Source organism: Mesorhizobium sp. f-mel, assembly GCF_053850215.1.
In genome coordinates this window covers 117,064-138,042 of the sequence record NZ_JBSPTO010000012.1, presented here as the reverse complement: position 1 = coordinate 138,042, position 20,979 = coordinate 117,064, and the positions used below count along the sequence as shown (strand labels likewise).

Annotated in this window: 17 protein-coding genes and 4 pseudogenes; 15 read left to right on the top strand and 6 right to left on the bottom strand. The window is 60.6% G+C overall.

Annotated features, from left to right (window positions below; translation table 11 throughout):
• The first annotated feature begins 427 nt into the window (after positions 1 to 427).
• Entirely contained in the window at positions 428 to 1,633 is a 1,206-nt protein-coding gene (locus ACWUKX_RS17045; RefSeq protein WP_456008033.1) for an RHE_PE00001 family protein, read from the top strand.
• 97 nt (positions 1,634 to 1,730) lie between these two features.
• Here the strand turns inward: ACWUKX_RS17045 and ACWUKX_RS17040 are convergent, their stop codons facing one another.
• From ACWUKX_RS17040 to ACWUKX_RS17015, 6 genes and pseudogenes are all read right to left on the bottom strand, one after another.
• Complete coding sequence (locus tag ACWUKX_RS17040) at positions 1,731 to 2,156, bottom strand: hypothetical protein (RefSeq protein ID WP_456008032.1); 426 nt, start codon at positions 2,154 to 2,156, stop codon at positions 1,731 to 1,733.
• Complete coding sequence (locus tag ACWUKX_RS17035; protein WP_456008031.1) at positions 2,153 to 2,704, bottom strand: recombinase family protein; 552 nt, start codon at positions 2,702 to 2,704, stop codon at positions 2,153 to 2,155. The genes ACWUKX_RS17040 and ACWUKX_RS17035 overlap by 4 nt, the downstream gene beginning before the upstream one ends.
• A 127-nt stretch (positions 2,705 to 2,831) precedes the next feature.
• On the bottom strand, positions 2,832 to 3,341 hold the full coding sequence (locus tag ACWUKX_RS17030; RefSeq protein WP_456008030.1) for a tetratricopeptide repeat protein: 510 nt from the start codon (positions 3,339 to 3,341) through the stop codon (positions 2,832 to 2,834).
• Between the two features lie 86 nt (positions 3,342 to 3,427).
• Positions 3,428 to 3,643 (bottom strand): annotated as a pseudogene (locus ACWUKX_RS17025) (hypothetical protein); the annotation flags it as partial.
• Positions 3,644 to 3,768: 125 nt separating this feature from the next.
• Positions 3,769 to 6,682: pseudogene (locus ACWUKX_RS17020) on the bottom strand (Tn3 family transposase).
• A 109-nt stretch (positions 6,683 to 6,791) separates the two neighbouring features.
• A pseudogene (locus ACWUKX_RS17015) lies at positions 6,792 to 7,334 on the bottom strand (transposase); the annotation flags it as partial.
• Between the two features lie 546 nt (positions 7,335 to 7,880).
• On the opposite strand from ACWUKX_RS17015, the pseudogene ltrA reads away from it, so the two are divergent.
• The 14 genes and pseudogenes from ltrA (at position 7,881) to ctlX (ending at position 20,975) form a co-directional block, all read left to right on the top strand.
• Positions 7,881 to 9,289: pseudogene (gene ltrA, locus ACWUKX_RS17010) on the top strand (group II intron reverse transcriptase/maturase).
• Between the two features lie 404 nt (positions 9,290 to 9,693).
• Positions 9,694 to 9,864: a hypothetical protein gene (locus ACWUKX_RS17005; RefSeq protein ID WP_456008059.1), complete on the top strand. Its 171-nt coding sequence runs from the start codon at positions 9,694 to 9,696 to the stop codon at positions 9,862 to 9,864.
• A 379-nt stretch (positions 9,865 to 10,243) separates the two neighbouring features.
• Complete coding sequence (locus ACWUKX_RS17000) at positions 10,244 to 10,984, top strand: GntR family transcriptional regulator (RefSeq protein ID WP_456008029.1); 741 nt, start codon at positions 10,244 to 10,246, stop codon at positions 10,982 to 10,984.
• Positions 10,981 to 11,838 carry an ABC transporter ATP-binding protein gene (locus tag ACWUKX_RS16995; protein ID WP_456008027.1) on the top strand — a complete coding sequence of 286 codons (858 nt, stop codon included), beginning with the start codon at positions 10,981 to 10,983 and terminating at the stop codon, positions 11,836 to 11,838. Before ACWUKX_RS17000 ends, ACWUKX_RS16995 begins: the two co-directional genes overlap by 4 nt.
• Positions 11,839 to 11,902: 64 nt before the next feature.
• Positions 11,903 to 12,754: a lysine/arginine/ornithine ABC transporter substrate-binding protein gene (locus ACWUKX_RS16990; protein ID WP_456008026.1), complete on the top strand. Its 852-nt coding sequence runs from the start codon at positions 11,903 to 11,905 to the stop codon at positions 12,752 to 12,754.
• A 77-nt stretch (positions 12,755 to 12,831) separates the two neighbouring features.
• Positions 12,832 to 13,542: an ABC transporter permease gene (locus ACWUKX_RS16985; protein ID WP_456008025.1), complete on the top strand. Its 711-nt coding sequence runs from the start codon at positions 12,832 to 12,834 to the stop codon at positions 13,540 to 13,542.
• On the top strand, positions 13,542 to 14,267 hold the full coding sequence (locus tag ACWUKX_RS16980; protein WP_456008024.1) for an ABC transporter permease: 726 nt from the start codon (positions 13,542 to 13,544) through the stop codon (positions 14,265 to 14,267). Before ACWUKX_RS16985 ends, ACWUKX_RS16980 begins: the two co-directional genes overlap by 1 nt.
• A gap of 63 nt (positions 14,268 to 14,330) precedes the next feature.
• Positions 14,331 to 15,491, top strand: a complete 1,161-nt coding sequence (locus tag ACWUKX_RS16975; protein ID WP_456008023.1) for an enolase C-terminal domain-like protein — start codon at positions 14,331 to 14,333, stop codon at positions 15,489 to 15,491.
• Positions 15,492 to 15,527: 36 nt separating this feature from the next.
• Entirely contained in the window at positions 15,528 to 16,643 is a 1,116-nt protein-coding gene (locus ACWUKX_RS16970) for an NAD(P)/FAD-dependent oxidoreductase (protein WP_456008022.1), read from the top strand.
• Positions 16,624 to 16,947, top strand: a complete 324-nt coding sequence (locus ACWUKX_RS16965; protein WP_456008021.1) for a (2Fe-2S)-binding protein — start codon at positions 16,624 to 16,626, stop codon at positions 16,945 to 16,947. The genes ACWUKX_RS16970 and ACWUKX_RS16965 overlap by 20 nt, the downstream gene beginning before the upstream one ends.
• Complete coding sequence (locus tag ACWUKX_RS16960; RefSeq protein WP_456008020.1) at positions 16,944 to 18,452, top strand: FAD/NAD(P)-dependent oxidoreductase; 1,509 nt, start codon at positions 16,944 to 16,946, stop codon at positions 18,450 to 18,452. The genes ACWUKX_RS16965 and ACWUKX_RS16960 overlap by 4 nt, the downstream gene beginning before the upstream one ends.
• Entirely contained in the window at positions 18,449 to 18,793 is a 345-nt protein-coding gene (locus ACWUKX_RS16955) for a RidA family protein (protein WP_456008019.1), read from the top strand. Before ACWUKX_RS16960 ends, ACWUKX_RS16955 begins: the two co-directional genes overlap by 4 nt.
• 146 nt (positions 18,794 to 18,939) lie before the next feature.
• On the top strand, positions 18,940 to 20,013 hold the full coding sequence (locus ACWUKX_RS16950; protein WP_456008018.1) for an ornithine cyclodeaminase: 1,074 nt from the start codon (positions 18,940 to 18,942) through the stop codon (positions 20,011 to 20,013).
• Positions 20,013 to 20,975 (top strand): citrulline utilization hydrolase CtlX, encoded by a 963-nt coding sequence (ctlX, locus tag ACWUKX_RS16945; RefSeq protein ID WP_456008017.1) that lies wholly within the window; start codon positions 20,013 to 20,015, stop codon positions 20,973 to 20,975. The genes ACWUKX_RS16950 and ctlX overlap by 1 nt, the downstream gene beginning before the upstream one ends.
• The last annotated feature ends 4 nt before the right edge of the window (positions 20,976 to 20,979 follow it).

Below are 20,979 nucleotides of genomic sequence, written 5' to 3'. Positions count from 1 at the left end.
GTGGAACTCAACGCACCTCTGAGCCGGAGCTCCGTTGATTTCGCGGTGACGTTCCGTCTGGGGGGTGCTACCACAGAAGGGTGATTTACCATATATTTCAAGTAGTTAATCAAAATCTGGCAACGGGAGATCGCTACATCGCAACACCCGCTATCAACGGCGCCTCCTTCTACTATCGACGGCATGCGTGATAGCAGCAACTCACGAGTCTGGGGTACCAAAGGCGATGATCGGAAAAATGCAGTCTTGTTCTTGATGGGTCTCGCGGGAGAGAACCAGCGAAATAGTTATGGATTGTTTGATTGTATTGTCTAAGTATCGATAAGAGGTCATTATCGATAGTTAGAGTTTCCGCCAGAGTCATCGCCTGCGACGGAAGTAACCGCTGAGATAGCTTCCGTTATGCGAATCGGCTACAAGTGAATCAATGGCTTACGATGTTTCCAGTCTGCCCCTGAACAGCCTGATCGGGCCGCTCGCCCGCGCCGAAGACCTTTTGGCCCGCCTCGACGAGCGCGTGCACAAAAGCCCGGTCCGCGACGGTTTTGTCGAACGCTGCCATTTTGCCGACGCGGCGTCGGCGCTGTGGCTCGACGGCGAGCTCGTCCATGCAGAAGACCTCGTCCTGCACGATGCCCACATGAACATCCGCACCCCGACCCACGAGCTCACCCGGGCCCACGCCGTGCTGCGCGCCCGCCGCCGAATTTTTGGCCACAAGGCGGACTGGGCGCTGTCTCGCGTCGGCATTTTGGCGTTGCGCGGCCGTGAAGGGCAGGGCGGCGACGGGGCGAGCGCGGCACGGGCCGGCTCCGGTGCTGATGCCGCGACGGCGGCCGACTTGCCAGAGGACGACGCCGGCGACAGCGGGCTTGCCGATGAGACTGAACAAACCGATGCCCTGGCACAAGAAATGGCCGAGATCGACGCCGTGCTGGCCCGCTCCAGCCGGCTGCTGGCGGGCGAAAAGTTCGCGCCGCGCGCGGCGGACGGCGCGGAGGTCGACACGGCAGGGCAGGGGGCAAACGCGCGGGAGGCCTTGCCGGACAGTCTCGGCCCGCTGATCCGCGACCTCGACTGGAACGAGGAACAGCGGCTGGCCGACTGGCTTGCCGTCGTCGACAAACTGCGCGGCGAAACCATGCCGGCCGTACTGGCCGCGACGATCGCCTGGGAGGCGTGGCAGGACATCGAACCGCTGCAGCACCAGCATTGGCTCGGTCCGCTGCTGGTGGCCGCCCTGCTCAGGGAAACCGGCAAGGTCGTCTCGCATCTTCTTTGCCTCAATGCCGGACTGCGGACTGTTCCGCGGGACCGGCGCAAAAGCCCGGTCCGCATCACCCGGCTGTTGGCCGTCCTCGACGGCTTCGCCGAAACGGCCTCAGCTGGACTTAAGGAGCTCGACCGGTTGGCGCTGGCCAAAACCCAGATGGAGCGCCGGCTCAGGAACCGGCGAAAAACCTCGACCCTGCCGGCGCTGATCGAGCTGGTGCTGGCGCGGCCGGCGGTGTCGGCCGGTCTGATCGCCGCCGAGCTGAAAATCAGCCAGCGCGCCGCGCTCGGCCTCGTCGCCGAACTTGGTATCCGCGAGGTGACCGGCAGGGGGCGCTACCGGGCGTGGGGGATCCTTTAATACTCCTGTCCGTGCGGCGGTGCTTGTCTCGCCACCGATCTGGCCTAATCGGCCCGAAGCTGTGATTTTGGCCAAGTTGACGAACAGCACGAGAACATCATGCTTTGCTCTCGGCTTGCAGAACCATCACGACGTTCTCAGCGGTAAATTTGAACCCACGGCGATCGGGGATACGCTCAGCGGAGATCGGATATTTCGGCCTCCGGGGATCGATGCCGGTGATCCGGAGTCTTTCGCCACCGGTATTGAACTCGCGTCCGAAGTCCGAGGCCGCCAAACCGTATCGTTCAGCCAGAAACTCGAACATGTCTTTTTCGAGATTGAATGCCGTGCCGTCGGAGGCCGGGACGCTGACGCGGAACACGGGCTCGAAAGCAAACCCGGAATCCAGGGCGCGCCATCCGGCGCCCTCGATGATCAACCCATGATCCTCAGCAATCTTTTGGCACGCTTTGAGCATGTGGGCCTGGATTTCTTCGCAGGCCGTCGGCGTCAGCCGGATCATGCGCTTGCCTTCGTTCATTTCGGTTCGCCTTTTTGCACCTGGTAGACGGTGCCGCGTGAGATGCCGAGCTCACGGGCGATTTGCGACGGACCGTGACCCTGTTTTAGACGGTGCCGGATTTCAGCACGGTCGATCTTTGGTGGCCGTCCCTTGTAGGTGCCGCGCTTCATGGCGGCGGCAATGCCTTTGGCCTGGCGCTCGCGTCGCAGATTGGTCTCGAACTCAGCAAAGACGCCGAGCATATCGAAGAAGGCCTTGCCGGCGGCGGTCGACGTATCGACGGGCTGTTCCGTAGCAAAGAGATGGGCGCCTTTCGCCTTAAGCCTGTCCACGATCACCTGCAGGTCACGCAGCGACCGGGCCAGCCGGTCGATCCGGGTGACAACAAGCGTCTCGCCGGGATGAATAAAGTCGAGAATGGTGTTGAGCTGCGGACGGGCTTCGAGCGAGGTTCCGCTCTGTTGTTCCTCGCGGATGACCTCGCAGCCGGCGGCTTTCAGCGCCGCGATCTGCGCGGCGAGATTCTGATCCGTGGTGGAGGTGCGGGCATATCCGATATGGGTCATGTGAACTGTTCATTTTGGGTGTGCCATTGCGCTGTTTCGTTCAATATCTCAAAAAGGACCCAAAATGAACACTGTTCCGAGGCCGCGACGTGTTCACTGGCGTTGTTCAGGACGGGCATACCCAAAATCACACCTGATCGTCAGGACCGCTGGAAGCCCTTCGGTTGCGCGGTTTCAATTTCCTGGTCACCTCCACCAACCACTGGATGGCGCCGGGCGTGGACTGCCAGACCTTGCCGTTTCCCTCGACATAGTCGGCGGCCTCGTCCTTGCCGCCCATGGTGATGTAGCCGTCCATGGAGGCCATCAGGGGCTGCTTGCCGGACAAGACTCCGGGTACATGGTTGTTGGCCAGCCAGGCTTCCTCTGCCAATTTGCCGGCATCCGGGCCGTTTTCCCGAAAGGCGAGAAGCGCCTGCGTATAGAGCCACGCGGCGGCGCCATCGTCTTCGTATTTCTTGATGAGCTTTTTCAAGGCCTTGATGTCATCGCGGGCCAGCAAATGCCCGGCAAGCACGTAGCGGATGCCCTGATTGTCGTTGGGGTTGAGCTTGAGCATGGCCTGATAATGGCCGATCGCCTCCTGATGACGGCCGAGCCGCCAGAGCGCTGCGGCAAGCCCTGCCCGCGCGCGCATATAGGGGCGAGTTTCGAGAAAGCCCCAGAAATGACCGGCGTACTCCTCGAACCCGTCCTCCCAAGCGCCAGTGCTCCCGCCTCGACACCTTGCTGGTAGTGCTCCAGCACCTCCTCGCCAGACCGCGCTTCCTCTTCGGCCAGAAGCACATAGGCATCAGCGCAGAGCGGCGACACTTCAAGCGCTTTCCTGGCCATCGCGATACGTTTGCTGCGAGTGGTCGCCTCCCAAGCCTCATACATGATGTCCTGCGCCGCCTCTGTCGGGTCGCTCCCGTGGCGCCCGCCGAAGAGGCCGGCCATGAACCCCTCCATGCCGCGTCGGTCCGGTAACGGTGGCAGTATGCTGTCATCTTTTGGCTGCCTGGGAGTCGCCGCTTTCTTCCGGGGCTTCTTCGACATGGGCATCTTGCTCCCTCCAACTGCGATCACGCCGCCTGCTTCCGCTCGAAATCGATGCGCCGGTCGAGATCGAGATCGAAACGGCCATATGGATTGACGTGGCCGTAGATCAGCGGTGTGAGCCCGCGATAATCCTCCGGCGTCAACCGCACTGACCATTTCGGCTCGGCCAGCACCGCCTGCATCATGCGCGTGTTCACGTAGACAAGACAATTCTGCAGGAGATGCAGCGCCAGCGCCGCGATCTCCTGGTCATCGAGCCGGTTGGTGGCGATCTCGCCGCCCTTGCCGAAGAACACGAAGCTGGTGGCGCTGTTCCAGTTCTCGACCACATTCAGGCCCTCGTGGATTTCGCGGCGGAATTTCTCCTGGCGCAGATACCTGCACAGGAAGATCGTCTTCACCGCCCGGCCGAGTTCGGCGAGCGCCTTGTACGTGGGATGCATCACCTCCGCGCGGGCGAAGCGCCGCAGGATCGCCTCCGGATCGGCAATCCCGCCGTGCATGGCGGCGGCATATTTGACCATTTCGTCATATTGCTGCTCGATCTCATCCCAGTTGATGACATTGGACAGAACGGGGAGCAGATTGGGTAGTTCGGCGCGCAGGCCAGCATGCGGCAGCGCAAGCTTCTGTCGGGCGATCGCCTTCAAGCGTGGCGCAAGTTCAAACCCAAGCAGGCGGCAAAAGGCAAAGCCGACGGCGCTCTGGCCATGGCTGTCGACATAATGGCGCTGGATCTCCATGTCGGTGCAGTGCCGCAGCACGCCCTTGATCATCGAGGCGACTTCCGAGGATGAACAGCGCTTGAGCTGCGAGAAGATGCAGGTCGAACCCTTCTCGACATGCCAGTAGATCATCACGCCGCGACCGCCATAGCGGACATGCCATTCCGTCATCAAATTGCCGTCCCAGGCGCCGAAATTCTTGGAATCCGAAGCGCAGGCCGTGCCGGCGTCGCCCCAAATGGCGGCGTTGCGAATAGCCAGGGTCGCATTGGCCACGCGCCCGCATGCCGCCTCAAGCGCATCCCGGTGGACAAAGCGCCGGCCGACGTGCAGCAGCTCCTCGTAGCTGACATCCGGGCATCCGGCCGCCACGCGTTTCAGACCGGCATTCGTGCCCAACCCGTAGAGGCACAAGATCAGCCGTCGATCGAGATCGCCGCGTGAAAGCGCCACGCGGGAGGCCGATGTCTCAAAGACCTCCAGAAAGCCGGTGTCCAGAGCCGCCTCCTTCAAAACGTCCAGGAGTTCCGTCATCGGCCAGCGTCGCGCGATCTCGGCCTTGACCGATTGTAGGCCCTGCGGTTCCGGCAGCGGCTGGAACGGCGTGATCGAGAGACGATTTTCGCCACGCCAGAGAATGCGCACCTTGTCGTCGCGAGGAATTTCGGCGTTCAGCAGCCGCAGTTCCCGTTCGAGCTCGGCCTGAATTTTTGCACGTGAAAGCTCGCGCGTCCGGTGTCAGGTTCAGCGCCCCGTAGTAGGCTGCGCGCCTGGCTTCGAAATCCTTGGGCAGATCATCATCGGGATTGCGATAGCGATCCGCTCCAACCGCCCAGATCTCCTTCGCCCTGACGCGGTCGCGCAATTGGCTCAGCACACAAAGTTCATAGCTGATCCGATTAATGCGCCCGTCCTTTCCGATGATCGCACTGCGCCATTTCGGCGGAATGACGCCCTCAATCGGGACGCCGTTCCGCGGCGCCACGCGGCATCCGGTTTCGAAGGCGTGTCGAATCCAGTCCAAGGCCTCAAGCACAGGCCGATGGACGACATTGTTGGAACGGAACTCCAGAACCGAAAGCAGCTTCGGCAATATGCGCCGATAGTGGCCGGCATAGGAACCCCGCATCACCTGGTAGATGCGGCGCTCGAGCGTGCCCTTTGCCCGATACTCCTTGATGATAGCCGCCAGCTTGTCCTGACCCGCCACCGGGAAGATCACGTCGCAGACAAGGCCATCGGGCCGTTCTATCGCAGCGCCGGCGATATCGACCAGCAGCCGTTCCTTGCCGTAAACTTTCTCGATATCCTTGGCGATTCCGGCCACCACCTTGCGCTTTGAGCGCACACCGATCTTGTGGATGGTCTCCACCAGAAGATCGATCATGCCGTCGATGACCTGCGCTTCGCGCGTCATCAAAAAGACAGCATAAAGGCCGAGTTGCCGTGTACGCTCATGCCGCCGCATCTCCGACGCCTTCTCGGCGCCAACCCGCCGGACAATCTGATCGATCCACGACTTGCCGATGCCCGTCAGCAAGGTCCGCGGCAAATCCAGCTTCTGGATGAATGCCAATCGGTCGGCGAGACCAAGCATATTGTCCAGCGTCGCCGCTCCGACATCGCCCTTGATCGTGTGGAACCCCGTCGGGCTTTCCGGATCGGCGAGAGAAACTTCCATCAGCGCGACCGTTTCCGGGCGAAGCCGATCCGTCACGCGGCCAAGAAATGTTTCCAGGAACCGTTGCCGTTCGGAGCGCACCAGCCGCTCGATCTCCTTGCGCGAGGAGCCGTAAATCTTGTGGTCGCGACACCAGAGAAAGACAGCATCGAGCATCGCGCCGACCGGCATTCCTCCCGGACAGAGCTCCGTCGCTATCCAACTCGCAAGGGCGGCCCGGTCAGCCCGCTTCATGCGGCGAAAACCAAGGTGACGCAGAATCTCCGCGCAATGTCGCCGTCCTGACCGCCCCGAAAAATCGTAACCGTCGAGACCGGCCTCGCCGCCGTCAAGCTGGTCGGTCAGGTAGGAGATAGCTTCACCGGGAACCTCGGCCGCCGCTGTAGCGAAATATCCGAAGGCTGCGAAGAACTTCAACTGCATCGCCAATCCGAGCCTCGAACCGACCGGTTTGGCGTTCACGAAGTCGATGTCGGCAAACGACAGGCTCCATTCCTTGGCCAACGACTCAGGCGAAACATGCAGACTCATAAATCCGCTCCCGTTCCAGGAGCAAATTGTCAGGCGAGGAAACCATGCCGGTCAATCCGTTCCTGCAACGTTCCACAACTTGGCCAAAATCACAGCTTCGGGCCGTTTAGGCCATGATGACGGCGACCGAGACGATGCGCCCGCCGCGGCGCACCTTCAGATAAGTCGCGTCAATCCACAGGTATGGCCAATCGCCCTCGATCGGCCGTTCGAGGAAGGCCTTCACCTTACCGTCGATCTCTTCGCACAGCCGCGAGACCTGGCTCTTGGAGATGCCGCTCATGCCCATGGCCTTGACGAGATCGTCGACCGAGCGCGTCGAGATGCCTTGGACGTAGGCCTCCTGGATGACGGCGGTCAACGCCTTTTCGGCCATGCGGCGCGGTTCGAGGAAACCCGGAAAGTAGCTTCCCTTCCTGAGCTTCGGGATGCGCAGCTCCACCGTCCCGGCCCGCGTCTCCCAGTCGCGTTCCCGGTAGCCGTTGCGTTGAGCCGTGCGCAGCGGGTTCTTCTCGCCATAAGCGGCACCGGTGGCCGCGCCCACCTCCAGTTCCATCAGCCGCTCGGCGGCAAAGCCGATCATCTCCCGCAAGAGATCGGCATCAGGGGTCTTCTCCACGAGCGTGCGCAGGTTCATCATGTCGTCGGTCATCGGTGGTCCTTCCCAATGGGTTGGCGTCAACAACCAGACTCTACCGGAAAGCGCCGATGACCACCTCGATGCCGCTCGCTCGCTACAGCACTATCAACGGCGCGCTCGCGAGCGGCTCAAAACCGCCCAGCTACACCACCTCAGGGGAGTACGTCATGCCAAGCTGATGATTGCTTGTGGGTGCAAGTCCCATCCGGCCAAAGCCGTAGCGGGCAAGCCGGGACCGAGTCTTGCGGGCGTCGCGGCAACGCGGGGTCTGAAGTGTAGACAGGAGTCATGCGGGGTGCGGGAATGAGCCTCGAAAGGTGGATGTTCGCGGAGGCCGAGTGTGTTCCCTAGTCACGAAGGCAATATGAGCATCGTCGGTACGCGAGACGATGCCGCTCCGTCGGGGTCGATGGCCGGATCACGCATGGAAGGTAATCATCGGAACATGAGAGGCCCGACCGGGTCCGCTGGATTGGTCTCCAGCGGGGGACAGCAGCAAGGCACTGCCAGAGCTGCTGTCCGAGCTGAGGTCGGGAGTCGGACTGGTTCATAGTACCCGTGAAGCCGTCGAAGGAAACGAGGCGAGTGGAGGGAAGGGACCAGCCTGAGGGGAGCCTGCGCGAGGAGGCCAAGGTCCGGACACAGAGCCGGGTTGCCTTGCCGCCGAACCTCGAGCGGGTGAACGCGGCGGCCAGGCAGGCTGCCCAAACCCGGTTTACGGCCCTGCTGCACCATGTCGACGAGGCCGCCCTGTACCGGCGTTTCGGCGACAAAAGCGGCAGGCGAGCGCTGGGGTCGATGGGATAACGGTGACGACGTACGAAGAGCGGCTGGCGGATAACCTCCGCGATCTCTGCGAACGGGTCCACACCGGACGCTACCGGCCGCAGCCGGTGCGGCGCGTCTATATTCCCAAAGCCGATGGCGGTAAGCGGCCTCTCGGGGTGCCGGTGCTGGAAGACAAGATCGTCCAAAGCGCGGTGGCCGAGGTGCTGAGCGCCGTTTATGAGGCCGACTTCCTGGGGTTCTCCTACGGCTTCCGGCCGGGGCGCAATCCTCACATGGCGCTTGATGCCCTGCATACGGCGATCATGAGCCAGCGTGTGAACTGGGTGCTCGATGCCGACATTCGCAGCTTCTTCGACTCGGTCGACCACGAGTGGCTGCTGCGGATGGTGGCGCACAGGATCGCTGATCCCCGTATCCTACGGCTCATCGGGCTGTGGCTGCGGGCTGGCATCCTCGAGAGCGGCGAGAGGCAAGAGACGGACAGGGGTACCCCGCAAGGGGCGGGCATCAGTCCGCTCCTCGCCAATATCTTCCTGCACTACATCCTCGATCTATGGGCCCACCAATGGCGTTGTCGCCATGCACACGGTTGCGTTGTGATCGTGCGTTACGCTGACGACTTCGTCATGGGCTTTGAGAAGAAGGCCGATGCAGAGGAGATACTGTTGGCCCTCAAGGCGCGGCTGGCCGGCTTTGGCCTGACACTCCACGAGGACAAGACGCGGTTGATCGAGTTTGGGCGGTTCGCGGCCCTATCACGACAGCGGCGTGGCGAGCGGCGACCCGAGACCTTCGCCTTTCTGGGCTTCACCCACTATTGTGGGCGGACCCGGGACGGCCGGTTCATCGTGAAGCACAAAACGGAAGGGAAACGCCTGACGCGTAAGCTGACGGCGTTGCGCAAGGAGGCTTGGCGGTTCATGCACGCGCCACTGGCCACGCAGCACGAGTGGTTCGCCGCCGTTCTGCGTGGATACTACGGCTATTACGGCAGGCCGCACAACTACCCTGCGCTCAACGGGTTCTACCGGGAAGTGCGTCGGACGTGGCTGCGCTGTCTGAGACGGCGCAGCCAGAAGAGTCGGCGCATGGGCTGGTCGGAGTTCGAAACCCTGACGGCACGCTTCCGCCTGCCCACTCCGCGCATCACTCGCACTTGGGCGCAGGCACGGATATGACGCGGGTTACTCTCGGGAAGAGCCGGGTGCGGGAAATCCGCCCGCCCGGATCTGTGAGGGCGAAAGCCGAATGGCTGAGCTACTCGACCACGACCAGGCATAGAGCGGGGTCGCGTCAGCGATGCGCCAAATTGATAACACCCAAGACGTTTTGAGGGTTCCAAGAACACAACCCCTTCCATTAAAGTGGTCTGCACCATGAACAACCACCGGTAGGGTGAATGGCAGGACCGTCGCTGGAGCAACGGATCTCGGATTGCAGCAAGTCAATGATCCGGACGTGACAAACCAGTGTATCGGCTGCCACCCCCGGACGATCGAATTACACTCAGCGCCGCGCTGGAAGAACGAATCTCCGCCAATATCCGGGAAGCCCGCGAGGGCGAAATCTCTCCCGGTCGAAACTGGCGCCCCTGCTTGGTCTCAGCGAAGCGGTTTACGCCCGCTACGAGACAAGCGTTTCCCAACTCACGGTAGGCCGCCTGATTCATCTCTGCGAGGTGCTCGGGGCAAGTCCGGAAGAGATTCTTGCGCCGGCAGCTCTCCATCTGTGGGGTGAAAACCAAGGCAAATGAATCTACTGCGGGCCAGTTTCGACAAGCTGCGAGGCTTCGACGAAGAAACCTTGCAGGACGTTTCCAGCTTGCTCAATCGGCTATTCGCCCATGCAGCACCGATGACGGAACTGGTGGAGCCCGTAAACCAGATTGGCACTTGCGATGAGGGAAAGAAATCGAGAGCCAGTCTCAGACTGCATATTTGCCGATTGCCGGCAATATGCAATCTACATGACGACGATGTCAACGCCGCGTTTTCTCCAGCATTACCTAGGGGCTCCAAGCAAGTTGGAAGCCGCTTTCCCCGCAGAGCATGCTTGACAGAAGCCCTAACAATGTGCAGATTGCCGGCAATCGGCATCGTAAGTTCCGGTCGCCGGCGTAGAGGGAGGAATCGATGGCGGAAAGTGATGGTGCAACGGAACGCGTCAGCAGCAGCCTTCATGTGCTGCGAAACGTGTCCATCTCGGAACTCGTTTACCAGCAGGTGCATCAGAAGATCCTGTCGGGAGACCTCCAGCCGGGCGAACACATGAATGAGAACCGGTTGGCCGCTTCTCTCGAGGTAAGCAGGGCATCTGTCCGTGAGGCGCTCCGCCAGCTTGAAAAGGACGGCCTGATCGAGATCACCAAAAACAAGGGGCCTTTCGTTCGCAATATGCCTCCGGAAGAGGCGTGGGAGTTGTACGACATCCGCGCATCTCTGGAGGGGCTCGCCGCCGAATTGGCGGCCAAGAACCGGACGGAGTACGACCTGGGTCGCCTGACCCAGTGTCTCGAGAACATGGATCGTGCGATCGCCCGCGGCGATGAGGCGGCCATATTCGAGTACGCCGTCGACTTTCATCGGATTGTGGCGGCGATGTCCGGCAGTCAGAACCTGGTCAACATGCTGATGGGCGTGTGGAGTCGGCTTGTGCTTTTCCGCAGCAAGTTTTCGCGCCTCCATCTCGGCGAGCCAGGCAACAGCGAGGAAAAGCGGATCCTGGCAGCCATTCGAGACCGAGATGGTGAAGCCGCATCAGCGCTTATGAAGGCCCACATCATCGGCGGAAAAGAGGGCTTGATGAAGCACGCGCAGGAGCATGAGGCAACGGCCGGGAGTCGGGCTGCTGTGAGCGGAAGGAAAAAGCCATGAAGTCGTCAGGCCCGGTAATCGCGGTGGTCCCAAAGGGTGCAGACGTTACACCAAGCGCCGCAATTCCCGATCCTACCGCCAACAGCAACAATCGCCCGACTTTGGTTGCTGAAGACATTCACAAGAACTTCGGCACTCTGGAGGTTCTGAAAGGGATCTCGCTCGAAGCCGGCCGAGGTGACGTGATCTCGATCATCGGCAGCTCAGGCTCGGGGAAGAGTACCTTCCTGCGCTGTATGAATTTTCTCGAAACGCCGAGCAAGGGCCGAATTGCGGTCGGGCAAGACGAAATCACTGTGCACACAGACCAAAGAGGTCGTCTCATCGGGCTCGATCGAAAGAAGATCGATCGGATGCGAATGCAGCTCGGAATGGTGTTCCAAAGCTTCAATCTTTGGTCGCACATGACGGTCCTGCAAAACGTCATGGAAGGGCCCCTCCATGTCCTCAAGCAATCTAAGAATGAGGTTCGCGACCGGGCCATGGATTACCTGGGCAAGGTTGGGATCGCGGAAAAGCATGCGAGTTATCCTTCCGAATTGTCCGGAGGGCAGCAGCAGCGCGTAAGCATTGCTCGCGCGCTCGCGATGCAGCCGGCAGCCCTCCTGTTCGACGAGCCTACGTCCGCGCTCGACCCCGAGCTGGTCGGCGAAGTCCTCAAGGTTATCAGGCAGCTCGCGGAAGAGGGCCGGACAATGGTTGTGGTCACGCATGAAATGGGCTTTGCGCGCGACGTCTCAAACAAGGTCATTTTTCTGGAAAAAGGGAGGATCGAGGACCAGGGCACGCCCGACCAGGTATTCCGTAATCCATCTTCGTCGCGCTGCCGCGAGTTTCTTGCGAGCGTTCGCTAACGCCGCCCCCGAGCGGGCCGACCAACGACTTGCAGACAAAAATCGAACCAACAGAGGTGAACACATGAAGATCTCCAAATTGAATGCCTTGCTCGCCATATTTGCTGGCGCCATTGTTGTTGCCGGTCCGGCGACGGCCAAAGACCTTAAGAGCATTACATTCGCGACCGACGCGACTTACGCTCCGTTCGAGTCCAAGGACGCCAGCGGCAACCTGGAAGGTTTTGACATCGATCTGAGCAGGGACTTGTGCCGCCGCGCGAAGATTGAGTGCACGGTGATCGAGCAGGCTTGGGATGGTATCATCCCATCTCTCATCGCCGGTCGCTATGATGCCATCCTTGCCGCCATGGACATCAATGCTGAGCGGGAAAAGGTCATTTCTTTCACCCAACCCTACATCAAGACACCGATCCGTTTCATTGCACCGAAAGGCAGCTCGCTGCTGCAGTTCAAGGTGGGGCTGGACGATCTGACGCTTGACGAAGTCAGCCCGGAGGAGCAGGCGGAGCTCGACAGACTGGCTGCTGCCTTCAAGGGCAAAAAGATCGGCGTTCAGGCTAGCACGACGGCTGAAGCCTTCGTGAAGAAGTTCATGCCTGACGTTGAACTCGCGAGCTACGATACACCGGACAACATGATCCTCGATCTTGACTCGGGGCGCATTGACGCAAGCCTGTCTACACTTGCCCGGCTCAAGCCGCTGCTTGAGAAGCCTGAAGGTAAGGACCTTGCAATTTTCGGCCCCAACATGACCGGCGGACCTTTCGGAAAAGGTACCGGAATTGGGCTGCGCAAGGAAGACGATCAGCTCCGTGAAATGTTGAACAAGGCCATCGCGGACGCGATCGCCGATGGCACCATTGAGAAGCTGTCGGTGAAGTGGCTCGGCTTCGACGCCACCCCGAAGCACTAAGGCTCCACGTGTCGGGGCGCGAGCCGCATTCGTTCGCAGCTCCGACACCGTCGTTGCTAGCTCAATAGAGTAATATCATGGATCTCACGCTATTTGGATGGGGCGATGCCGGGTGGGCCGATGAACTCACTCGTGGAGCGGTCATGACAATCGTGGTTGCAACTTGCGCTTTCGCGCTCGGCATCCTTATCGGGTCAATCTTCGCCGCTGCTAAGCTCTCCAGGTTCTGGTCACTGAGACTTGTCGGCGACGTCTATACGACGATAGTGCGGGGCGTACCGGAACTCCTGATCATCTTCCTTGTGTTTTTTGGCGGTGGTTCACTACTTCGGCACGTGGCTAATGCGCTCTTCGGCTTCGAAGGCTACATCGAGCCGCCGGTTTTCGTGATTGGGGTTCTGTGCATCGGTGTAAGCGCTGGCGCCTATTCGACTGAGGTGATCCGGGCCGCGGTTCTCGCAATCCCCAAAGGACAGATTGAAGCAGCAAAAGCAGTCGGGATGGCACCAGCCCTCCGCTTGCGCCGGATCCTTGTTCCGCAGGCAGCGCGATACGCGCTGCCTGGTATGGGTAACGTTTGGCAGTACACGCTGAAAGATACGTCTCTGATTTCGGTTGTGGGTCTCGTCGAGATCATGCGCGCTGCTGCCGTCGGAGCCGGTTCAACGAAAGAACCCTTCACGTTTTATCTCGCCGCATTTGTGCTCTTCCTGTTGCTGACCTCTGTGTCCAACCGCGGATTCATCCACGCGGAAAAATGGGCAAACCGCGGAGTAAGGAGCCGGTGATGGATTTCGATCTCATACGGGATGCCTTCCCAAAACTCATTTCCACCGTTCCCGCAACCCTAGCGTTGGCTGCAGTGTCGCTTTGTCTCGGCTTCATGCTTGCCGTGCCGTTGGCCTTGATGCGCGTGTCGAAGAACCGGGCTCTTTCTGCCCTTGCCTACGGCTATGTTTACATCATCCGCTCTACCCCGCTCCTGGTTCAAATGTTCCTGATCTACTATGGCTCGGGGCAGTTCAGGGCCTTCTTTGAAGCGGTCGGTTTGTGGACTCTCTTCCGAGACGCCTGGTTCTGCGCGATTTTGGCTCTCACCCTGAGCACCGCCGCCTACAGTGCGGAAATCGTCCGAGGCGCGATCCAGGCTGTCCCGTTGGGTCAGATCGAAGCGGCCCGCGCCGTTGGAATGTCTAGTTTCCTGCAGTTCCGTCGCATTGTCTTTCCGATCGCGATGCGTCTTGCGCTGCCAGCTTATGGCAACGAAATCATCCTCATGGTCAAGTCAACGTCGCTTGCTTCGACAATCACCATTTTGGAAGTGACCGGCGTCGCGAAACAGATCATCTCCAATACCTATAGGCCGGTCGAAATCTTCGTGATCGCCGGAGCGATCTACCTATCAATCAACTTCATCGTCAGTCGATCGGTCATGCTGATCGAACTGTGGCTCAATCCCCAACGGCGGGCAGAAAGCGGTGTGAGTGGCGTGTCCGCCACAGCCGGTCACTGAGCGCAACCCATTGCTATTGGCTTTGTATGCGACGCCGTTACCCAAATATTTCAGGAATTAACAATGAACGAGAATATGTCCGCCAGGTCCATGGCACCAATCGTGAGTGCCGAAGTCTTTGAAATTGAGGCCAAGCTCTGCACGCCATACAAGCTGACCGAGGGAGTCCTTGTTGCGACCCAGGCGGTCCTCGTGAAGCTCACGGATGTCGACGGTGTCGAAGGGTGGGGGGAAGCCAATCCTGCCGAGACGGTGGATGGTGAGACGCCAGCTGGCGTGATGCGCGTCCTGAATGAAACGCTATTGCCGGTCGTTCTCGGCGCCAAAGAGCCGTATCCGGGCACGATCGATGCGTTGGTCGATCGTCTGCTTCCAAGCCATCTTTGCGCCAAGGGCGCCGTGACCATGGCGCTGTTGGATATTTTAGGCAAACGCTTGAACGTGTCGGTGGCGACGCTGCTCGGGGGAACGATCCGCCGGTCGCTTCCGGTGTTGTGGCCATTGAGCAATGGCAGCGCCGAAGACGACATACCCGTTATCGAAGAGCGGGCGGCTCAGGGCTTTTCCAGCTTCATGCTGAAGATGGGCACTTCGCCCATCGCTAGCGAAATCAAGCGTGTCGCAGCCCTGGAGGCGCGATATGATGACCGCATCAAGTTCATCGCAGACGCAAATCAGGGATGGAGCTTCGACCAGGCGCAGGAGTTCATAACCGGCATTGCCGGCTCACGAATTGCCTTTGTCGAGGAACCCCTGACAACTGATGCCGTCAAGGGCATGGCTGGTCTTTCTCGCGAAAGCCGCCTCCTACTGTCTGCAGATGAAGCGATCATTGAACTGACCGATGCTGCCGAACTCGCAGCCGCCAGAGCGACGAAGATCTTCAGCATCAAGAGCAGCAAAAACGGCGGGCCTTTGCGCGCGCAGCGGATCGCCGCAACGGCCGAAGCCTTTGGCATCAATTGTTACATGAACTCGATGATCGAGTTCGGCATCACCCAGGCGGCGTCACTTCAGCATGCTGTCACGGTTAGAAACCTCGTCGAGGTCGGCCACGCATATATGTCGACAATGCGCCTGGTCGAAGATCCCACGGACTTCTCGTCATTCGTGCGAAATGGCGTGGTCCATTTGCCTCAGCGTCCGGGCCTGGGGATCGGCATTGATGAGGCTCATGTACGCCGGCTGACGATCTCGAACTTTAACATGGGAGCGCAACGATGAGCGCTGTTCGTTTCCGCGAAGGCGAGATGTCCGCCCGTGCAAGAAGCTGAGCTGACCATTGTTGGTGGCGGCCTGGTCGGTGCGTCCATAGCCTGGGGACTGGCCCGATCAGGCGTGAAGTCGCTCGTTCTCGATGGTTCAGATCTGGACCTCAGGGCATCGCGGGCGAATTTCGCATTGGTATGGGTACAAGGCAAAGGATTGCATGCTCCCCACTATGCCCTGTGGTCGGCCAGAGCAGCACGAGAGTGGCCGAGCATGGCCCACGCACTTTTGGAAGACAGCGGCATCGACGTCGGACTCGTTCAACACGGCGGCTTCACCTTCGCGCTATCGAATGAAGAGTTCTCCTTCCTGCGCGCAGACATGGAATGCATTGCGGTTGAGACAGCTGGCCGCGCGCCGGACTTCGAAGTCTTGAACGGCGCGGAGACGCAAGAGCGCGTCCCGCATCTTGGACAAGACGTCGTCGGCTCCGTCTATTCGGCGGCGGATGGACATGTGAACGCACTGCGGCTGTTTCATGCGCTCCATGTCGCCATGGACAGAAAAGGGGTGCGCTATCGGCCCAATCACAAGGTCGAGGTTATAGAGCCCGTCGCCGACGGCTTCATATTGAAGGGGCAAGACTTCTCTATCCTTTCCGGCACGATTGTTCTGACGGCTGGGCTCGACAATGAAAGGCTGGCGCCGATGGTGGGGCTTGCCTGTCCGCTCAAGCGCAGCAAGGGGCAGGTCCTCGTTACGGAGAAGTGCAAACCCTTCCTGCCGTGCCTTTCGCCGACGATCCGCCAGACCGATGAAGGCGGGATCATGATCGGCGACAGCGAAGAAACCGATACCACAAGCATCGCCACTTCTTCAGACATCAGCGCTGTCCTTGCGAGCCGCGCTATTCGGATTTTCCCAGCACTTGCGGACCTGAATCTTCTTCGCAGTTGGACGGGTTTTCGGGTGAAGACCCTTGATGGAGTGCCGATCTACGATCAGTCGGAACGTTTTCCGGGTGCCTTTCTGGTCGCGTGCCATTCCGGTGTGACCTTGGCGGCCAACCATTCGCTGATCGTGGCGCCGCAGATCGCCACCTCCGCGCTTGCGAACGATCTTTCGCCATTCTCGGCAAGGAGGTTCCATGCTCAACCGATTGCGTGAGATCGAGCATCCCGTTTCGTTCACTTTCGACGGAAAGCAGCTGAAGGCGGAGCGAGGAGACATGCTTGCCGCGGCCCTGCTGGCTGCGGGCGTTGATCACGTCCGTACATCAGTCGTCGGTTCTACGCCGCGCGCGCCATACTGCCTTATGGGCGTCTGCTTCGAATGTCTTGTCACCATAGATGGGGTCCAAAATCGCCAGGCTTGCCTCCTCGAAGTCGAGGACGGGATGGTGGTGGAAAGTCAAAGAGGTGCACTGGACGCGCTGGCGCATTTCCGTGACGAGAAGGGGCAGCAGCCATGATCGTTCGGCTTGTAACCACGGCTGACGAACTGCGTCCCGCCTACGATCTCATCATCATTGGGGCAGGGCCTGCCGGAATGGCGGCTGCAACAGAAGCATCGAGGGCCGGCGCCAGCGTCGCCGTCCTGGACGAGAATCCTCGTCCAGGTGGCCAGATATACCGCGAAATCACCCGCAACCAGCCGGGCGCGCGCAAGTATCTTGGTGCGGACTATTGGAAGGGCAAAGCGCTCGCGAATGCGTTCGCGGAAAGCAACGCTGATTATGCAGCGAAGGCGACCGTGTGGAGCATCGAGCCTGCGGACGAGCCGCATGACGGCGAGCGTTATCGCGTAGGTGTAACCGTCGCTGGTGCAGCGCGAATGATCGAGGCGGCCGCCGTCATCCTGGCCACCGGCGCACAGGAAAGGCCGATGCCCGTGCCTGGCTGGACACTCCCGGGTGTGTTGACGGCTGGCGCCGCTCAGATCGCGCTTAAATCCTCCGGCGTCCTGCCTGCCGCGCCGATCGTGCTGGCAGGCTGCGGACCGCTCCTATACCTCCTGGCAAGCCAGCTCATCGATGCCGGCGCGCGTGACATCACCTTGCTCGATACGTCGCGATCGGTCCTGCGGTGGGAAGCGCTGCGCCGCCTGCCGGGCTTTCTCTTTTCTCCATACCTTATGAAGGGACTTGGCCTGCTGCTCAAGACGAGGCGCCGCATGCGCATGGTCACCGGCGTTCGATCGCTCGAAATCGTGGGCGAAGATAGTGCCGAGGGCGTGCGCTTCGCAGCGGCTCGTGGCACCGAGATGATCGATGCGTCGACAGTCCTACTGCACCAGGGCGTCATCCCGGCCATCAATCTTGCAAGCGCCGCCGGCTGCCCCTTGGCCTGGAACGCGGCGCAACGGGCCTTCCAGCCGGTAACCGATGCCGAAGGACGCACGCCAAAGCATGGACTTCTTATTGCGGGCGACAGCGCCGGAATCGGCGGTGCACAGGCAGCCGAGATTGCCGGGCGGATTGCCGCCATCGCTGCTCTATCGGATCGAGGCCTTTTGGCACGTGCTGCTTCAGCCGCATTGATCAACCGCTTTCAACGGCAGCGCCAGCGCTATTTCCGGGGAAGGGGATTCCTGGATGCGCTCTACACTCCGCGACACGTCTTTCTTGCTCCACCCGATGCTCAAACGATCGTTTGCCGGTGCGAGGAAATCACCGCGGGCAAGCTTCGCGAGGCGATTGCGCTTGGACCTCCTGGGCCGAACCAGCTGAAGACGTTCGTTCGCTGCGGGATGGGCCCATGCCAGGGGCGCCTCTGTGCCGCCACCGTGACCGAAATCATGGCAGCCGAAAGAGGAACAAGCCCGGCCGACGTCGGTACCTACCGCCTGCGGGCGCCGGTAAAGCCGGTGCGCCTTGCTGAACTTGCCGGTCTTCCACATGCGCCGCGAGCGCTGAAAGCCGTCACCGGAAGAGATCCGGTCGATCACTACCTGAATAAAACGGAACTTCCTTCATGACCGAACGACTTCTTCGCACACCCACCCTGCATCGCGTCGTCAAGCACAATGGCATCGCCTATATCGGCGGTATCGTTGCCGATGACGATAGTCTCGACATGGCCGGCCAGACCCGAGAGGTCCTGAAAAAGCTGGACGCTTACCTGCAGGAGGCGGGGTCTGATCGATCGAAGCTACTTTCCGCGACGATCTTCATCACCGACATGAATGTCAAACCAGCGATGGACGCGGTCTGGAAAGAATGGCTGGCGCCCGAAGACCTGCCGGCGCGGGCGACCATCGGCGTCGGTGACCTTGGGGAACGGACGCTTATCGAACTGATCACCACGGCGCACTACTGAGTGCCGACTGCCGAAGAGACGAGGAACGCCTCAGGAGCTCGAGGTGAACCGACCAAGTTTATGGCCGCGCCGGCGCCCCACGGGTCATCTCGGCGTGGCCCTCAGGGGCCGATCTATTTTGGTCACCAACACGGAGCAATAAACCCATGCAAGTAAAACTGAACGTCGTTCCCTTCGTCAGCGTCGACCACATGATGAAGCTGGTGCTGGCGACCGGAGTCGAGCGCTTCCTCATCGAGCTTGCCGCCTACATCGAGGAAGACTTCCGCCGCTGGGAGTGCTTCGACAAGACACCGCGTGTTGCCTCTCATAGCGCCGAGGGCGTCATCGAGCTAATGCCTACCAGCGACGGTGAGACCTACGGCTTCAAGTACGTCAACGGCCATCCGAAGAACACGCGTTTCGGCCGCCAGACGGTGACGGCCTTCGGTGTTCTTGCCGATGTCGGCAATGGTTACCCGATGCTGCTGACGGAGATGACGATCCTGACTGCGTTGAGAACCGCGGCAATGTCGGCGGTCGCCGCCAAATATCTGGCACCTAAAGGCGCGCGCACGATGGCGATGATCGGCAATGGGGCACAGTCGGAATTCCAGGCCATAGCCTTTAAGGCGATCCTTGGCGTCGACAAGCTCCGCCTTTTCGACATTGATCCGTCGGCCACGGCCCGCTGTCAGAAGAACCTCACTGACATGGGCTTCGAGATTGTGGCCTGCTCCTCGTCGCAGGAGGCCGTCGAAGGGGCCGAGATTGTCACCACGGTTACCGCCGACAAGCAGTATGCGACGATCCTGACCGACAACATGGTCGGCCCCGGCATTCACATCAATGCCGTCGGTGGCGACTGCCCCGGCAAGACCGAGCTTCATCGCGACATCCTGCTGCGCTCCGACATCTTCGTCGAATATCCGCCGCAGACGCGGATCGAAGGCGAGATCCAGCAACTCGATCCGGACCACCCGGTGATCGAACTCTGGCAGGTGATCGCCGGCAAGGCGCCCCGTCGATCCGGTGAACGCCAGATCACCCTGTTTGACTCCGTCGGTTTCGCCATCGAGGACTTCTCCGCGCTTCGCTATGTCCGCGATCGTCTCAAGGACACCGGCCTTTACGAGGAGCTCGATCTGCTCGCCGATCCCGATGAGCCGCGCGATCTCTTCGGCATGATCTTGCGCGCGGCCAAAGCCGCTCCCGTCACGCTCAAGGCTGGAGCGCTGTGATGACCAGACCGTCCGTACAAGCGCCGAAGTCCGTCGTGATGATCCGGCCGCATCACTTCACGCCGAACCCGATGACCGCCGCAGACAACGCGTTTCAGTCGAGCGACGAGAAGCGCTCGGCCGCCGCCGTTGCGCGCAAGGCGTTCGACGAAGTGACCCGCATGGCCGAAGGTCTCGCGGAAGCCGGCGTCACCGTCCATGTCTTCGAAGACGAGACCGTCTCGACACCGGATTCGGTCTTTCCCAACAATTGGTTCTCGACGCATTCCGGCGGCCACGTTGCGATCTATCCGATGTACTCGCCGAGCCGGCAAAGGGAGCGTCGCGGCGACGTCATCGAAATGCTGAAGACCGAGTACCGGGTTCAGGACGTCATCGACTACTCGGGCCTTGAGAAAGACCATGTCTACCTCGAAGGCACCGGCGCGATGGTGCTCGACCATATCGGCCGGGTGGCCTATGCGGTGCGCTCCAACCGCACCAACGAAGTCGCGCTTGAGCGGTTCTGCACGCACTTCAACTTCGAGCCGATGGTCTTTGATGCCGTCGATCGCAACGGCAAGCCGATCTATCACACCAACGTGCTGATGTGCATCGGCACGGAGTTCGCCCTCCTGGGGACGCAGATGATCCCCGATGTCCAACGCCGGCAGGAGGTCGTGGCCCGGCTCGAGGAGATCGGCCGCGAGGTCGTTACGCTTTCGATCGAGCAGATCGAGAACTTCGCCGGCAATGCCATCGAGCTGGAGGGGAGCGACGGCCGCGTGCTGGCGCTTTCGGCGCGTGCCCACGCAGCGCTCGATCGACAGCAAATCGCGACGATCGAGCGGTCAGCGAAGCTCTCGCCGTTCGACGTGTTGACGATTGAACTCGCCGGCGGCTCGGTGCGCTGCATGCTTGCCGGCATCCACCTGTCGCGACGCACCCCACAGACACAACACCTTCTGTTCGCGGCCGCATGACTGC

Coding starts and splice junctions, on each gene's coding strand:
- ACWUKX_RS17045 (WP_456008033.1), top strand. CDS start 428: ATGGCTTACGATGTTTCCAGTCTGCCCCTGAACAGCCTGATCGGGCCG.
- ACWUKX_RS17040 (WP_456008032.1), bottom strand. CDS start 2,156: ATGAACGAAGGCAAGCGCATGATCCGGCTGACGCCGACGGCCTGCGAA.
- ACWUKX_RS17035 (WP_456008031.1), bottom strand. CDS start 2,704: ATGACCCATATCGGATATGCCCGCACCTCCACCACGGATCAGAATCTC.
- ACWUKX_RS17030 (WP_456008030.1), bottom strand. CDS start 3,341: ATGCGCGCGCGGGCAGGGCTTGCCGCAGCGCTCTGGCGGCTCGGCCGT.
- ACWUKX_RS17000 (WP_456008029.1), top strand. CDS start 10,244: ATGGCGGAAAGTGATGGTGCAACGGAACGCGTCAGCAGCAGCCTTCAT.
- ACWUKX_RS16995 (WP_456008027.1), top strand. CDS start 10,981: ATGAAGTCGTCAGGCCCGGTAATCGCGGTGGTCCCAAAGGGTGCAGAC.
- ACWUKX_RS16990 (WP_456008026.1), top strand. CDS start 11,903: ATGAAGATCTCCAAATTGAATGCCTTGCTCGCCATATTTGCTGGCGCC.
- ACWUKX_RS16985 (WP_456008025.1), top strand. CDS start 12,832: ATGGATCTCACGCTATTTGGATGGGGCGATGCCGGGTGGGCCGATGAA.
- ACWUKX_RS16980 (WP_456008024.1), top strand. CDS start 13,542: ATGGATTTCGATCTCATACGGGATGCCTTCCCAAAACTCATTTCCACC.
- ACWUKX_RS16975 (WP_456008023.1), top strand. CDS start 14,331: ATGAACGAGAATATGTCCGCCAGGTCCATGGCACCAATCGTGAGTGCC.
- ACWUKX_RS16965 (WP_456008021.1), top strand. CDS start 16,624: ATGCTCAACCGATTGCGTGAGATCGAGCATCCCGTTTCGTTCACTTTC.
- ACWUKX_RS16960 (WP_456008020.1), top strand. CDS start 16,944: ATGATCGTTCGGCTTGTAACCACGGCTGACGAACTGCGTCCCGCCTAC.
- ACWUKX_RS16955 (WP_456008019.1), top strand. CDS start 18,449: ATGACCGAACGACTTCTTCGCACACCCACCCTGCATCGCGTCGTCAAG.
- ACWUKX_RS16950 (WP_456008018.1), top strand. CDS start 18,940: ATGCAAGTAAAACTGAACGTCGTTCCCTTCGTCAGCGTCGACCACATG.
- ctlX (WP_456008017.1), top strand. CDS start 20,013: ATGACCAGACCGTCCGTACAAGCGCCGAAGTCCGTCGTGATGATCCGG.